A 14,004-nucleotide genomic window follows, 5' to 3' on the forward strand; every position below is an offset into this window, starting at 1 on the left:
CGTCTAGAACCGCCCCCAGTTCACATTCTGCCGCCAGTCCGGGAAGAGCAGCCGGGAGTATCGGCGGATCACTCGACCGCCGGTGACCGGTCGAAGACGCGGGCCATCTGCTCCGACGATTTGAGTCCGGAACCGGTGAGCACGACGACGGTGGTCTCGTCGGCGGCGATGACGCCTTCGGCGAGAAAGTGATCCAGTGCGGCGACGGCGACGCAGCTGGTGGGTTCGGCGTAGAGCCCACGCGCCGCGAGCTTGCCCACCGCGGCTCCGATCGCCGAATCGGGAACGGCGACGGCCGCGCCGCCGGAACGGCGGATCGCCGCGACTGCCTCGGGTAACCGGACCGGGTCGGCGATGGCGGCGCCCTCGGCGATCGTGGGTTCGCGTGGTCCACGGTCGGCCGGGTCGAGGCCGTTGCAGGTGTCGGCGATGGTGGCCCAGTGTTCGGGCTGGCCGATCAGCAGCCGCGGCAGGCGTTCGATCCGGCCCGCCCCGAGCAATTCGCCGAACGCGATATCGCAGCCGAGCACGTTGCTGCCGGCGCCGGCGACGAGCACGACATTGTCGGGTGCGCGGAAGCCGAGGTCCTCCCACATCTCGTAGGCGACGGTCTTGGTGCCCTGCAAGAAGAACGGATGCCAGTTGTGGCTGGCGTAGGTCAGCCGCGCGGACTGGCGGATCGCCGCGGCGGCCACCTCGTCGCGGGTGCCCGCCACCAGTTCGATCTCGGCGCCATAGGCCTTGGCCTGCAGTATCTTCGCGGCCGAGGTCAGCTCGGGCACGAGGATCTTGGCGCCGAGTCCGGCGGCCGCGCAATAGGCGGCGACCGCGGACCCGCCGTTGCCGGAACTGTCCTCGAGGACCTTCGTGACGCCCTGACCGGCCAGGTGCGACATCATCACCGCGACCCCGCGATCCTTGAAACTCGAAGTGGGGTTGAACCATTCGAGTTTGAAGTGCACCCGCCGGCCATCCCAGTCGAGCGGCACCATCGGCGTCGCACCTTCGCCGAGGCTGATCCGATGCCGCGCCGGAACCGGGATCACCGCCTGATACCGCCACAGCGAGCGTTCGGACGTCACGATCTGCTCCGGGTCGATACCCGGCATGGGGCTGACGGCCAGGGGAGTGCCGTCGTCACCGCGCCAGCGCGGGCTCGAGATCTCATAGCGGCGACCCGAACGGTCGTAGAGGAACGGTTCGGCAGAAGAATTCACCTGTCCTTTCTAGCGCTCGCCCGACCTGGTTCGCCGCGTAGGTGTCCGGATCTGTGGGGTACGTGTCCTTGTGGACATCGTGACGTTGTTCGAGACTGAAACCATGACCTCGAAAGCCGATGTGGTGGTGGCGGTGACGGACGGCGTGCTGCTGCTGGATGTCGCGGGCCCCGTTCAGGTACTGCACTGGGCGGGGCACGACGTCCGGTTCGCCTCGCCCGACGGTCGCGACGTGTGCAGCGATGTCGGTGTGCCGCTGTCGGTTTCGGGTGCCCTCGGCGAGTTCGCCGACCGAATCGACACGCTGCTGGTACCCGGTTACGCGCCGGAGGACGGCACCGGGCCCGCGCTCGCCGACGCGGTGCGCGACGCCGCGCGTGGCGCCCGCCGCGTCGCCTCGGTGTGCACCGGCGCCCTGGTGCTGGCTGCTGCCGGCCTCCTCGACGGCCGCCGGGCGACGACCCATTGGCTGGCCTGTGCGCAACTGGCGCAACGGTTTCCGCGGGTGCAGGTCGATCCGGACGCCATCTACGTCCGCGACGGACGGGTCCTCACCTCGGCGGGGGTCACGGCCGGTATCGACCTCGCCTTGGCGCTGGTGGAAGAGGACCACGGTGTCGAGCGAGCTCGCGCGCTCGCCAAACACCTGGTGGTCTATCTACGCCGCCCGGGCGGTCAGGCGCAGTTCAGCATGCGTTCCGGCCTGGGTCTCCCGCGTACCGCTGTCCTGCGCGAGGTCATGGACGCTGTCGTCGAAAACCCTTCCGCCGAACACGGACTCGCCACGTTGGCGCGCCGCGCCGCATTGAGCGAGCGGCACCTGGGCAGGCTCTTCCGGCAGGAAATAGGCGTCACCCCGGCGCAATACGTCAAGCAGGTGCGGCTGGACACCGCCCGCTCGTTGCTCGAATCGACCGACGAGCCGATCGCCACCGTCGCCAGGCGCAGCGGATTCGGGTCGGAGGAGACCATGCGCCGCACCTTCGCCGAGGAACTCGGCACCGCGCCGAGCGAGTACCGAGGGCGATTCCGCGCCATGTCCTGAACGGCTTCGTCCACATCGAATGTTGCTGTGCGCCAGGCTATCGGCGCACAGATGCCCCGCACCCCGAGGAGTTCTGTCATGTCCGTGTCACGCCGTACCGCGCTCGCCGCCGGTGTCGCGGGAACCGCCGTGCTCGCACTGGCCGCTACCGCTGCCGCACAACCGTATGCGCTGACTCTGCCGTCGACGCCACTGGCGGACAAGGCGACCGCGCTGATCGGCCGAGTCCTCACCCCCGCGTTGCGCAATCACAGTGTGCGTGGATTCCTGTTCGGCCGGGCCATGGCACACGCGGAAGGGCTGCGGCCGGGGGAGGACTACGACGAGGAGGCGATGTATCTGATCTGTGCGCTGCACGATCTGGGGCTCGCCGAAAACGCCGGAGGCGACCAGCGATTCGAGATCGACGGCGCGGACGACGCGGTGCGGTTCCTGGAACAGCACGGCATGAGCGACGCCCGAGCGGACGTCATCTGGGATGCCATCGCCGCGCATACCGTCGGGTTCACCGCCTCGCCCGTCTACCGCAGGCGCAGGCCGGCGGAGACCTGGATCGCGGTGGACGGCATCGGACTGGACGTCGGCGGTTCGCCCGCCGCCCTGCCGCCCGGTTATGCCGACCTGGTGCATGCGGCGTACCCGCGACTCGGCGGCACCCGCGTGCTCACCGACGCGATCTGCGCCCAGGGCGTGGCGAATCCGGAGAAGGCGCCACCGGGCAGCCTGGCCGGGGAGATCCTGCGCCTGCGGCATCCGGAGATTCCGCGCCCCACCTGGGAGGATTTCGCGTCGATGAGCGAGTGGGGTGACTGACAGGTAGATCCGGGTCAGGGTGTGGCGGGCCGGTGCGCGGGGGCGGTGAGAAGTTCGTCCAGGTGGGTGCGTGACCATCCGCACAATGTGTGGATCGTCGCGACCAGTTCCACGCCCGCGGGGGTGAGGGAGTAGTCGACGCGGGGATTGGCGCTGTGATGGTCGAATCGGCTGAGCAGGCCGTGCTTTTCGAGTTCACGCAGCGTTTGGGTGAGCATCTTGTAGCTGATGCCCTCGACCGCGCGGTGCAGTTCGCGGAAGCGGTATCGCCCCGCCCCGACCTCCTCCAGGACCCGCAGGCTCCACTTCGTCGACACCGCGGCGAACACCCGCCGGGCGACGTCGCGCCCGAGTTCCTCGTCGTCGTGCATCGAAACCACCCGCTCACCTTCAAGTGCGTACTGCCGCTTGCGCCGACTCCACCGTAGCGTCGCCGGCGTGCAGATTCTGAAGACCTACGCCCGGCTGTTCGTCACCGATCTCGACGCCGCCCTGCCGACCTACGAGAAACTCGTCGGCGCCCCGGCCGATCTCCGATTCGTCTTCGAACAGGCCGAGCTCGCCGCGGTCGGCGACTTCCTGCTCATCGCGGGCGCGCCCGAACACACCGACCGATACCGCGCCACGGCCGGCCCGGTGATCGTCGACGACCTGGACGCACTGATCGCCGCACTGACCGCGACCGGGGCCACTATCACCGGCGGTCCCGACCAGAGCGAAACCGGCCGCTTCGCCTACCTCCGCCACGCCGACGGCGCAACCGTCGAATACGTGCAATGGTCGACAGAACTGCGCGACCGCATCCTCGGCAACTGAACCGTCGAGAACTGACCCGCGCGCGTCCGGTTCATGCGGGTGGGATGAGGTGGATCAGGAATTCCTGGTCCCGGGCGCCGGAGCAGCGGCCCTGGACGATTTCGGCGCCCTCGGTGGTGTCTTGATCGCGCAGGGCCAGGCAGTGGTTCGTGGCGGTGGTGCGGATGCGGAAGCGGGCGGCGGAGGCCGGGCCCGTCGGCTCGATCCGGAACTGCTGGGCGGGATTGTCGTCGGCGCAGTCGTCCCTGGGCTCGAGCAGGTTGTCGCCCGGCCCGCCCGCCAGGACGGTGAGGCAGCCGATGCCGTATTTCGAGTGGTGCCATTGGATCTGGACCGTGCCCTCATCGATCGGGTCGAGGTAGACCCGAGGTGACGCCGGGGTGCAGGCGCGCTGGGCCGCGATGGCGGTGGGGTAGCGCTGGGTGCGGTCGCGTCCCTCGGCCAGGCACAATTCGGGCGTGCGGGCCGGTTGGATACGCACCCAGCTGCCCACGTCCGCGAGCGCCAACCCCGGCAGCGGCTGGCTCGCCGTCGGCAGCGTTTCGTCGTGGGTGTGCAGCACCCAGCCCTGCACGGCCAGCGTCCCCACGATGCCGATCGCCGCGGCGACGGCGCAGGCAACCGGATGCAGCCAGCGCGAAAGACGTTTTCGCCGTATCGGTTTCGGTGTCTCGGCGACTGGTTCCGGCTCGTCTGTGGGTGCGCTCTCGGCGACGGCCCGGGCCGGCGCCTGGTCGCGCATGGCGAGGGATCGGCGCACCTCGAGCCATTTCTGTACCTGGGTGTCGTCGAGGCCGCAGGCCCGGGTGAACGCGATGACGAATCGTTCCCTGGGCAGAGTGTCGCGCCCGAGCGTGGTCGCGATCGTGCTGGACGGCAGCACGTCACCGGAGGCCGCGGCCTTCCCTTCCAGCTGCCGGTAAGCCAACCCGGACCACGTTTTCAACAGCCGCAATACGGCGATGAATTCGACAGGAGAACCGGCCCCGCCCGGCTCAGGTAGGTCACCAGGCGATGGGGCGGCCCCACCCTCCTCCGCTCGCTCCATAGCTTCCAGCATGGCAGAAGTTGCGAAACGGTATCCCCCAGATGAACACCCCCTTAGGGGGCGAACCGGTTGGAGCGCAAGGGATTGCGGTGAACTCCCATGTAGTCGCTCCGATCGCTGTCTCAAATGCGCTGCACGGCTTGTTCTTCCGGGTTGCTTTTCGGCTCCGGCGGACGCGGCATCGGGTGGCACACGCCTTGTGCACCTGACGTGTGGGGAATGCACAGCGCCGGTTGAACGCTCGTTCGCGCACTGCTTCGCACAGACCGCGCAGCGCTGTGCCGGTGCGATGCGTCACCGCTGGCAGCCGCCGCGGACTGTGCGATCGGTGCGCGTTCGAGTGTGTTCGCGAACGTGCCGGATGTGTTCCGAACGCGGCCTGAACAGCGAAAACCCTTGGCGGACTGCACAGTCGAAGCAAGACTAGGACGACCAGTTTGCGATCACGGACCGGACACGCACCGTGATGTCGTACGGGGTTTACCCACACGGGGGATTCGTATTCATCGTCGGCAGCCTGCTGCCCAGGGGGATTCGACACAGGAGGGTTCTGCATGAATGCCCGAGCAAGTATTCATCACGAATGGCAGGTAGTGGTCGTCGGCGCCGGCCATGCCGGTCTGTGCGCGGGAATCGCGGCGCGGCAAGCGGGCGCGGAGTCCGTGGTCGTCCTCGAAGCCGCGCCGAAGGATCTGCGCGGCGGTAACAGCGCGTTGACGAAAAGCGTGCGGTTCCCTTGGCACGAACGGTCTTACATCGCCGCGCTGCTCGACGAACCGGACGACCGCCGCGTCGACACGTTGCTCGCGGGGCGGCGGGAATACACCGAGGACGACTACCTCGACGACTGGCTCCGGGTGTCCGGCAGCCAGGTCGACGCGGCACTCATCGAGTCGATCATCCATCGCGCGAACAGCGCGATCACCTGGATGCACGGCCTCGGCCAGCGGTGGGTGCCGAGAAAGAATCCGCTGCCCGGTGACGTGCCGGTCGTGTTCGACGGCGGTGGGCAGGGGCTGCAGGACCGCAACTTCGATCAGTACGAACGCCTCGGCGGCGTCGTCTATTACGAGAATCCGGTAACCGGCATAGAACCGGCGGCCGGCGGACAGTACCGGGTGCTCGGGTCGGGACCGGCATTCCCGCTCGTCTGCGACGCACTGATCCTCGCGTCCGGTGGATTCGAAGGCAACGCGCAGATGCGCGGGCACCACCTGGGCAGCCCCTGGCGCGAGGTGAAATTGCGTGGCGTGCCGTTCAACGACGGGCTGCCCTTGGCGGCGGCCATCGCACTGGGCGCGGACACGGCGGGCAACTGGCGAAAGTGCCACACCACGCCACAGGGCACCGGGTTACCCAGCTATATGTTGCCCGGCCAGATGTCCAGATCGCACGAGCTGACCCGGTACGCCTTCCCCCGCGGCATCGTCGTCAACCGGTCCGGCCGCAGATTCTTCGACGAATGCGCCGAGTACAGCAATCTCGCCTACGTCACGCTCGGGCAGAAGATCATGGAACAGCCCGGCAAGATCGCGTTCCAGATCTTCGACAGCAAGGTGATCAATGCCGGGGGGCTGCCCGACAGCTATTTCAGCGACCCGGCATCGATCATCGCCCCCTCCCTCGAGGACGGTGCTCGTCAGCTCGGCATCGATATCGGCCAACTGCGTGACGAGGTAGCGCGGTTGAACGGCGACAAGCACGCGGTCACCCATATCGACACGCCGCCTTATCTTTTCGCCCCGGTGGTCTCGGGGCTGACGTTCACCTACGGCGGACTGTCGGTGACCGAGAATGCCGAGGTGCGCGGCGGGGGTGCGCCGATCGACGGACTCTATGCCGCGGGGGTGATCGTCGGCGGACTCTACGATCAGGGCTATCCGGCGGGCACCGGATTGATGGCAGGCGCGGTGCTCGGCCGAGCGGCGGGCACGCACGCGGCCGAACACGCCCGACGTGCCGGGGCGGTCTGACATGCGCGTCGTTGTCATCGGCCGCGGCATGATCGGCGCGCGGCACGCCACCTACTTCGAACAGGCCGGCCACGAGGTGGTCACCGTCGATCGGCGACCGGGTGCGGATTTCGCACGAACGGCGCTGGTACCCGACCGGGCGCAGGTGGCGGCCTGGGTCGTCGCGACACCGACCGCCACGCATCTGCCCGTGGTCGCCGAGCTCTTACGGGATCATCAGGACGCGCGCATCCTGCTCGAGAAGCCGGCGTGCTATCCCGCCGAGCTACCTGAACTGGCCCGGCTGCTCCGGCAGTATCCACAGGCGCGGATCATCGTCAACGATGTCTACGCCTACAGCGCGGCGGTGCGGCAGTTCGCCGCATCGGTCCGGCAATGCGGCCGAACGGATCCGCTCAGGAAGATAACGATCGAGTTCAGCAAGAACCGCGAGTTCGACGTCGCGAACGGCAGATTCGTCGACACCCGTTACGGCGAGGCCGGTTACGAGTTCTTCCACATGCTGAGCATTCTGCGGTCGATCCTGCCGCGCGAGCAGTATCGGACCTATTTGCGCACGACTCCACTGTCGATCACGCCCGAAATGCGGGTGCGCACCCTGGCGATGGATCTGCCGGAAATCGAACTCTACGCCTCGTCCCGCGGCGATATCGGGTTCGCCGAGCTGGCGGGGTTCGCTTTTCCCGGGGATATCGCGCGGGACTGCCTGCGGCATTCGGTGATCCCCTATGGCGCCGAGATGCGCTACCGCTTCGCCGATGTGGAACTTGCGTCCGGCAGGCACGTGACGCTGGTGTTCGAGCCGCATTACGGCGTGGCGCTCGATTACAAGAACCAGCACGCCGTCTATGTCCGTGATGCCGCAGTGCGGCAGCAATTCACGATCTCCGGAAACCATTTCAAGGAGGCGTTGCTCATTCAGCTGGATCTACTCTGCGGCAGCACCGAACCCATGCCGCCGATGCGACTTCCGGAGCATCGGTTCATGGCGGGTCTGGCCAGCCGGTTCATCAATACCTGAGAAATATCGCACGATCGAAAGAGGCACCGAAATGCACACCATCGAGGAAGTGTCGAAGCTCCTGCGGGTGGCCCCCGACATGCTGTCCGAAGTCACCGACGCGGCATCGGCCCGGACCCGGGTCGCCACCTGGATCAAATCCGAAGACGCTGCGTACCAACTGTTTTCGCAGGTCTGTCGCTTCGAGAACCCGTTCGTCGTGAGCTGGGTCCACCAGCCGGGCGAACGATCGGCGTACCTGTCGCTGGAACTGGCCGCGGACTCACTGGACGACGACCGGCTCCGCGCCCTGGTGGCCGGGGTCGTGCTGTCCAGCTCGACCGCGATTCCCTACGACTATCGCGCGATGGCGGCGGAGGAACTGCGGCGGCTCGGCCCGGGGGAGTACACCGGTGCGCTCGAGGAGGCGGTCGCTTCCTACCAGCCGCTGCCCGCACGCAGCCTCGAAGCGAAGATCAACGTGCCCACCGACGGCATCGATCACCTCTTCGATATCCCGGAGACCGCGGCGGAGCGGATCGACCTGCTGATCACCGCCAGCACGGCGAAAACGCTGGAGAGCAGGTACCTGCTCGCGGGGCGCATCCTCGCGCAGGACACACCGGTCGCGCCCGCGAGCACCGACGCGGAGCGGCTGATCATCGAGGACGCCGGCACGAGCATGATCGCGCCGGCGGACTACCTGGTGCCGTGGGATCAGGAGTTTCCCGGCCCGGACGGCGCCGGGATCACGCTGGCGGAACTCATGCGCATCGTCTTGCTGTGCCCCGAATTCAAGCTGCCGGACGCGCAGGTGCGACCGATCCTGGTCGACTTCTACAAGTCCGTGCTGCGGATCAGCGGCCGCTCGATCATCGGGCTCGCCGCGGGCGTCTTCCACGTCGAGCACGGCACACTCGCCACGCCGTCCTATTACTACCAGGGCCGCGATGCCATCCTCGGCAAGGGTTTGGTGATCGACTGCGTCGGCGGCGCGATCCTGCAGAGCGGGTCGTTCCTCGGCGGCGGATTCATGCCCATCCTGATCCACACGCACAAGCACATTCGCAAGAGCGGCGGCTCCGGCGCCTCGGAACGGAAGACGATCCAGCCGTGCATATTCGCGGCCGAGGCGGGCGCGCGCTTCCCGATGGACGCGGTCGGCTTGTTCGAGACCGTCGACTACCTCGGAAAAGAGGCTCCGTTCAAGGGCATTCGGGCGATCCCGCTCTGATATCGCCCGTTCGCACGATCAAGGAGATGAATGCTGTGTTCAAAACTGATATCGCTGTCGTCGGCGCCGGCTACGTCGGACTGACGACGGCGGTGTGCTTGGCCTCGCTGGGCCATCGCGTGGTGTGCGCCGATGTCGACCCCGCGAAGATCGAAACCCTGTCCGGCGGTGCGTCGACCATCGCGGAGCCGGGGATGTGTGAACTCGTCGTGGACGGATTGGCCTCGGGGCGACTGAGTTTCGTGCTCGGCGCGAGCGCGGCGGTGGCCGCGGCCGAGTTCGTGATCCTGTGCGTCCCGACCCCGATGGGCGCCGACGGCGCGGCGGACCTGCGGACGTTGGAGGCCGTCATCGCGGAGGTGCGCGACCGGCTGCGGCCCGGCTGTGTCGTCGTGAACAAATCGACCGTGCCCGTCGGCACCGCGGTGCGCCTCGGCGGGGTGATCGGCCGAGACGACATCGCGGTCGTCTCCAACCCGGAGTTCCTGCGGGAAGGGTCCGCGATCCGCGACTTCCTGAGCCCCGACCGGATCGTGGTCGGCTCGAACGATCCCGAAGCGGCCGAACGGGTCGCCGCGCTGTACGGTCCGCTCGACGCGCCCGTGCTGCTGACCGGTGCGGCGAGCGCGGAACTGATCAAGTACGCGGCCAACTGCTATCTGGCCACGCGGCTGTCCTACGTGAACGCCATCGCGGAGTTGTGCGAATGTCTCGGCGCGGATATCAGCGACGTGACCGCGGGCATGGGCTACGACCAGCGGATCGGCAAGGAGTTTCTCCGACCCGGTCCGGGGTGGGGCGGGTCTTGTCTGCCCAAGGACACGCACGCGCTGTTGCGTTCGGCGGAAACGGTCGGCTGCGATTTCCCGCTGCTGCGGGCGGCCATCGACACCAACGCCAGACAGCGCGACCTGGTGGTGGACAAGGTGCGCCAAGCGGTCGGCGGCAGCTTGGCGGGTGTCCGAATCGGGTTGCTGGGCTTGACTTTCAAGGCCGGCACCGACGACCTGCGGGACTCGCCGGCGCTGGCGATCGCGGACCGGTTGCTCGCCGAGGGTGCGGACGTGCGCGCCTACGATCCCAGCGTCCGCGCCGCGGTGCCCGCCACGCCGGATCGCCTGCGGGTCATGGACACCGCCTATCACGTGGCACACGGTTCGGCGGCGATCCTGCTGCTCACCGAGTGGCCCGAGTTCCGCGACCTGGACTGGAAGCGGATGGCGGGCCTGCTCAGCGGTCGTGCGGTGATCGACGCCCGAAATCACCTGGACCCCATCGCCCTGCACCTGGCAGGCCTGTCCTGTGAACGAGTCGGCCGAGCCGGCCCGAAGCTGACCGATCTGGGGCTGGCCGGCTGACCCGAACGGCCCGGAACTCAGGTTTCGGGCCGTGTTCGGCGGTGCGGCTGTTCAGCATCGCCGGAGGAGTCTCGTTCGCTCGAAGAGCGCGAGCAGGTCGCAGGCGTCGGGCTTGGGGAGTTCGGGGAAGGCGGCGACGAGGTCGGCGACATCGACCCTGGTGCCGGTTTCGAGTGTGTTCAGCCAGCGGCAGGGCGGCAGCAGTCGCCGGTCGACGCTGGTCGTCGAGGTGGTCGTCTCGCTGAATCCGAAGGCGGTCAAGGCTATTCGCGCGCTGGCGGCGTCGGCCGACTCGATGCTCAGGCACGATTGACCAGCCCGTACAAAGGTCGTACCGAGCTGTACGGGCTGGTCGGGCAGCGGCGCTCGAACGAGGTCCGCGATATCGATCCGATCGACCGCGGTCGCGAAGGTGTCTCGCGCGGGACCCAGCCACTCGGAACCGCTGCAGTCGTAGGCCGATGCACGCCAGTACGGGTCGCGCAGCAGCTCGTTGCGCAGCGCGGCGAGCAGGAAATCGAGACGCAACGGTGGAATCAGGAGGATATGCAGGGAGATCGAATCCTGATCGGAGGCGGTCTCGTGCCAGTAGCCGCGCGGCACATGCAGTACCGCACCGGGTTCGAGGACGAACTCGGTCGCGTCGTCGGGAATGGCGGTGGGGCGCGGTCCGTCGGCGTAGAGGCGCAGCACCGGCGGCACCGACTCCTTCGTCGACCAGCCTTCCAACGGCGCCGGCGCGAACGAGTTCGGCGCGACGCGCCACGTCTTGCGGCCGCTCAATTGCACCGTGACCACGTCGATCGGATCGAAATGCACGGCGGTCACCGCGCCGGGACGGTTGCAGAACAGTTGGCATTTCGCCGATTTGGCGGAGACGCCGAACGCGGCCGCCGCCTCGCGGGCGAACGGGTCGAACTCGGCGACCTCCTGATAGAACAGGGTTGTCCCGGCGTCGTAGAAGCGTTTGGCGGTGTCGGGCTGGATGATCGCCGAGCTGATCGCGCCGTCGAGGCGCGGGAACCACGCCGAGACCTGCCGGACCCGCTTGTCGAACAGGTCCTGGGCGGTTCGGATATCGAGCGCCGCGCTGAGCCGCTCGGCCAGTTCGGGACGTGGCGGGGTCACCAGGGTCCGGCGGCCGAGCACGTCGCGGTTGAACTCCGGCAGCGTGAGCGGCGCGAACCAGTCGGCGAAGCCGAACCCGGCCTGGTCGGCGGTCATGCGTCGTCCCTTGCCTGGATGACGAGTTCTGCTGGGCGGTTGACGAATTCGTCGACCAGCCCCGCGGAGGCGATCGAGTCTGCGTCGGCGATCGCGTCCGGCGCGTCGTCGTCCGCGCCGGGGCCGCTGCTGACCAGCCCCGCGGGACGGTTGAGGAAATCGTCGGCGAGCCCGGCCGATATCGTCACCGACACCTCGCCGATCGGGCGGGCCGAGTAGTTCCGTTCCGCTTCCTGTTCCACGCGCAGGTGGATCGCGGGTGGGACTTCCGGATTGTCCATCACGGCCATGAGCTTCCCTTTCCTCGGCTATGGGCAGGCTATCGGCCGCGACTTCCTGAGTGTGCCAAGGTGATTCGGGAATATTCGGGAAAGATTCCCGGGCGATCGGGAACGTCGCGGCGCTACACTGCCGCGTCGGTGTGGTCGGCTCGATGGGGCGCTAATGAGAGGCGAAGTTCACCACCGCGATCCATTTGGTGCCGCCGGGGTACAGCAGTCCGATGCCGGCGTGGGTGTATTCGCAGGTTTCGATCTGCTCTCGATGGCCGTCGCTGTGCATCCACCAGTCGATGGTGGCCTGCGGGGTGTTTCCGGGCGGCCCGCCCGCCCAATAGATGATTTCGCCCCAGCGGATCAACGGTGCGTAGCCCGCCGCGGCGATGCGGGCGCCGCCGTCGGAATTATCGGTGCCGGTGTGGATATCGCGCAGCGGCGGGTCGGTGCCGGGCGGGCCGTAATGATCCGGATGCTCCCGGATATCGACGGCGTGCCGTTCGGCCGCGGCGCGCAGCTGGTCGTCACCCGACACCGGGTTGCAGCTGTGCGCCGCTCGCTTCTGATTGATCAGATCGAGCAGGTTCGTGCCCGGCACACTGGAGGTGCCCGGGCAAGCGGTGAGCACAACGCTGGAGACTGCCGCCAGCCCCAGCGCGGTAATGATTCGATACTTCATGCTCTGATCGTTCGCCGGATAGTCGCAGGTCACGCGAGTAGCGCACTACTCGATTCCCTGCTCGGCGGTGCCGCACCGGCTGCGCCCGAGCGGTTGCCCGGAGGTGTCGGGGCGGCCACCGTCGCCAGGCCGGATTCGCCGGGGCGCGATACAGCGACGCGTAACCGATCCGGCCGAGGCCGAGTGCATCGTGTCGAACAGCCCATTGGCAGGAGTACGCGTAGCGGCGTAGGGGGCCGCGCAACACGAAAACCTGACCACGGGATCGGCAGGCACCGTGGCGGGCAACGTCGTTCTGTGCCTCGGCCTCGCCCTCGCCGCGATCACCGGAATCCTCGCCGCCGTCGAAACCCGTCGCGCCGCATAGCGCGGGCCCGCGGACGCGTCGCGGCGTGCCGACGATCTACCGGGTGTGGGCAGCGAAGAATTCCCAGGCGAGGTCGGTTGCGCTGAGCCCGGCCGTCGGATCGGCCATGGCGCCCTCCCCGCCGGGCCACTCGTGTCCCATACCGGATAGCCGGTAGACGTGCACCTCGCTGCCGTCGCGGCAGGTGGCTTTCGTACGCGTGATGGCTCCGGCCAGGGTTTCCGGTACGCCGGGCGCGCAGGCGCGGTTTTCCTGCCATCGGGTGATACCGGCCTGGAACTGTTCGAAATACCGGTCCTTGCCGCCGAGGAAGGTGATCGTCGACACCGGAGTGCTCGGGGTGTAGTTCGGGTCGGCGGCCTTGGGGCCGATGAAGCCGCCGCTCACCGGCGCGATGGCGGCGAAGGTGTCCGGCAGTTCGACCGCGAGTTTGTACGACATGTCACCACCGTTGGACAATCCGGTGGCGTAGACCCGTTTCGGGTCGGCTTTCCACCCGCCGATCAGCTCGGCGACAACGGTTCGGAGAAAGCCCACGTCGTCTTCGCTGCCGCAGCAGACCAGCGCGTTGTATGCCGAGGAGTAACCGGCCGGGTAGACGACAAGCGCTTTCTCCTTGTCCGCCTTGGCATTCCACTGACTGACCCGCGCGATCTGGGTCGGCTCGCCGGGGAAGGAGTGCATGACGACCACGAGTGGTAGCGAGGTCAGCGTGTCGTGGCCCGGTGGGGTGTGCACCACGTAACTGCGCGACTTGCCGCCGAACTCGAGTTGGACGGTGTGATCCTGGCCCGCCGCCACCGGTTCGGACGGACGTGCGACAGAAGTAGCGGGCGTGGTCGATTCGCTGCGCGATGTCTCCGAGCTCGTGCATGCCGCGCTGCCGACCGCGCATACGAGAATGCCCACGACGGCCAATTTTTGTCGCCGACTCATCGAATTACTATGTCACGAA

Annotated in this window: 14 protein-coding genes; 7 read left to right on the forward strand and 7 right to left on the reverse strand. The window is 67.7% G+C overall.

Annotated elements, in window-relative coordinates; genetic code table 11:
* Window positions 1-68 precede the first annotated feature (68 nt).
* Window positions 69-1,217, reverse strand: a complete 1,149-nt coding sequence (locus tag O3I_RS15855; protein ID WP_014983948.1) for a threonine synthase — start codon at window positions 1,215-1,217, stop codon at window positions 69-71.
* Window positions 1,218-1,320: 103 nt separating this feature from the next.
* Between O3I_RS15855 and O3I_RS15860 the strand changes: the two genes are divergently transcribed.
* Window positions 1,321-2,262, forward strand: coding sequence for a GlxA family transcriptional regulator (locus O3I_RS15860; RefSeq protein WP_041563873.1), 942 nt, complete (start codon window positions 1,321-1,323; stop codon window positions 2,260-2,262).
* Between the two features lie 78 nt (window positions 2,263-2,340).
* Complete coding sequence (locus O3I_RS15865) at window positions 2,341-3,075, forward strand: HD domain-containing protein (protein ID WP_014983950.1); 735 nt, start codon at window positions 2,341-2,343, stop codon at window positions 3,073-3,075.
* Between the two features lie 14 nt (window positions 3,076-3,089).
* Here O3I_RS15865 and O3I_RS15870 read toward each other — a convergent pair whose 3' ends face one another.
* Window positions 3,090-3,446, reverse strand: coding sequence for a winged helix-turn-helix transcriptional regulator (locus O3I_RS15870; protein WP_014983951.1), 357 nt, complete (start codon window positions 3,444-3,446; stop codon window positions 3,090-3,092).
* 67 nt (window positions 3,447-3,513) lie between these two features.
* Between O3I_RS15870 and O3I_RS15875 the strand changes: the two genes are divergently transcribed.
* Window positions 3,514-3,891: a VOC family protein gene (locus tag O3I_RS15875; protein ID WP_014983952.1), complete on the forward strand. Its 378-nt coding sequence runs from the start codon at window positions 3,514-3,516 to the stop codon at window positions 3,889-3,891.
* 31 nt (window positions 3,892-3,922) lie between these two features.
* Here the strand turns inward: O3I_RS15875 and O3I_RS15880 are convergent, their stop codons facing one another.
* Window positions 3,923-4,939, reverse strand: a complete 1,017-nt coding sequence (locus O3I_RS15880) for an RICIN domain-containing protein (protein ID WP_202804940.1) — start codon at window positions 4,937-4,939, stop codon at window positions 3,923-3,925.
* Window positions 4,940-5,493: 554 nt separating this feature from the next.
* Between O3I_RS15880 and O3I_RS15885 the strand changes: the two genes are divergently transcribed.
* The 4 genes from O3I_RS15885 to O3I_RS15900 are packed head-to-tail and all read left to right on the forward strand — an operon-like array spanning window position 5,494 to window position 10,504.
* The gene (locus tag O3I_RS15885; RefSeq protein ID WP_141692323.1) at window positions 5,494-6,912 is read left to right on the forward strand and encodes an FAD-dependent oxidoreductase; all 1,419 of its coding nucleotides are present in this window, start codon (window positions 5,494-5,496) and stop codon (window positions 6,910-6,912) included.
* A gap of 1 nt (window position 6,913) precedes the next feature.
* Window positions 6,914-7,933 (forward strand): hypothetical protein, encoded by a 1,020-nt coding sequence (locus O3I_RS15890; RefSeq protein ID WP_014983955.1) that lies wholly within the window; start codon window positions 6,914-6,916, stop codon window positions 7,931-7,933.
* A gap of 31 nt (window positions 7,934-7,964) precedes the next feature.
* Window positions 7,965-9,146, forward strand: coding sequence for a hypothetical protein (locus O3I_RS15895; protein WP_014983956.1), 1,182 nt, complete (start codon window positions 7,965-7,967; stop codon window positions 9,144-9,146).
* A gap of 26 nt (window positions 9,147-9,172) precedes the next feature.
* Window positions 9,173-10,504: a UDP-glucose dehydrogenase family protein gene (locus tag O3I_RS15900; protein WP_041562641.1), complete on the forward strand. Its 1,332-nt coding sequence runs from the start codon at window positions 9,173-9,175 to the stop codon at window positions 10,502-10,504.
* Between the two features lie 51 nt (window positions 10,505-10,555).
* Here O3I_RS15900 and O3I_RS15905 read toward each other — a convergent pair whose 3' ends face one another.
* The 4 genes from O3I_RS15905 to O3I_RS15920 form a co-directional block, all read right to left on the reverse strand.
* Window positions 10,556-11,728, reverse strand: a complete 1,173-nt coding sequence (locus O3I_RS15905; RefSeq protein WP_014983958.1) for a JmjC domain-containing protein — start codon at window positions 11,726-11,728, stop codon at window positions 10,556-10,558.
* A complete protein-coding gene (locus O3I_RS15910) occupies window positions 11,725-12,018 on the reverse strand; it encodes a hypothetical protein (RefSeq protein ID WP_014983959.1) in 294 nt (97 codons plus the stop codon). Before O3I_RS15910 ends, O3I_RS15905 begins: the two co-directional genes overlap by 4 nt.
* Before the next feature lie 151 nt (window positions 12,019-12,169).
* The gene (locus O3I_RS42665; RefSeq protein WP_141692324.1) at window positions 12,170-12,682 is read right to left on the reverse strand and encodes a CAP domain-containing protein; all 513 of its coding nucleotides are present in this window, start codon (window positions 12,680-12,682) and stop codon (window positions 12,170-12,172) included.
* A 403-nt stretch (window positions 12,683-13,085) separates the two neighbouring features.
* Window positions 13,086-13,985: an alpha/beta hydrolase family esterase gene (locus O3I_RS15920; protein WP_081594004.1), complete on the reverse strand. Its 900-nt coding sequence runs from the start codon at window positions 13,983-13,985 to the stop codon at window positions 13,086-13,088.
* Between the last annotated feature and the right edge of the window lie 19 nt (window positions 13,986-14,004).

This window comes from Nocardia brasiliensis ATCC 700358, from assembly GCF_000250675.2.
Classification (GTDB): Bacteria; Actinomycetota; Actinomycetes; order Mycobacteriales; family Mycobacteriaceae; genus Nocardia; species Nocardia brasiliensis_B.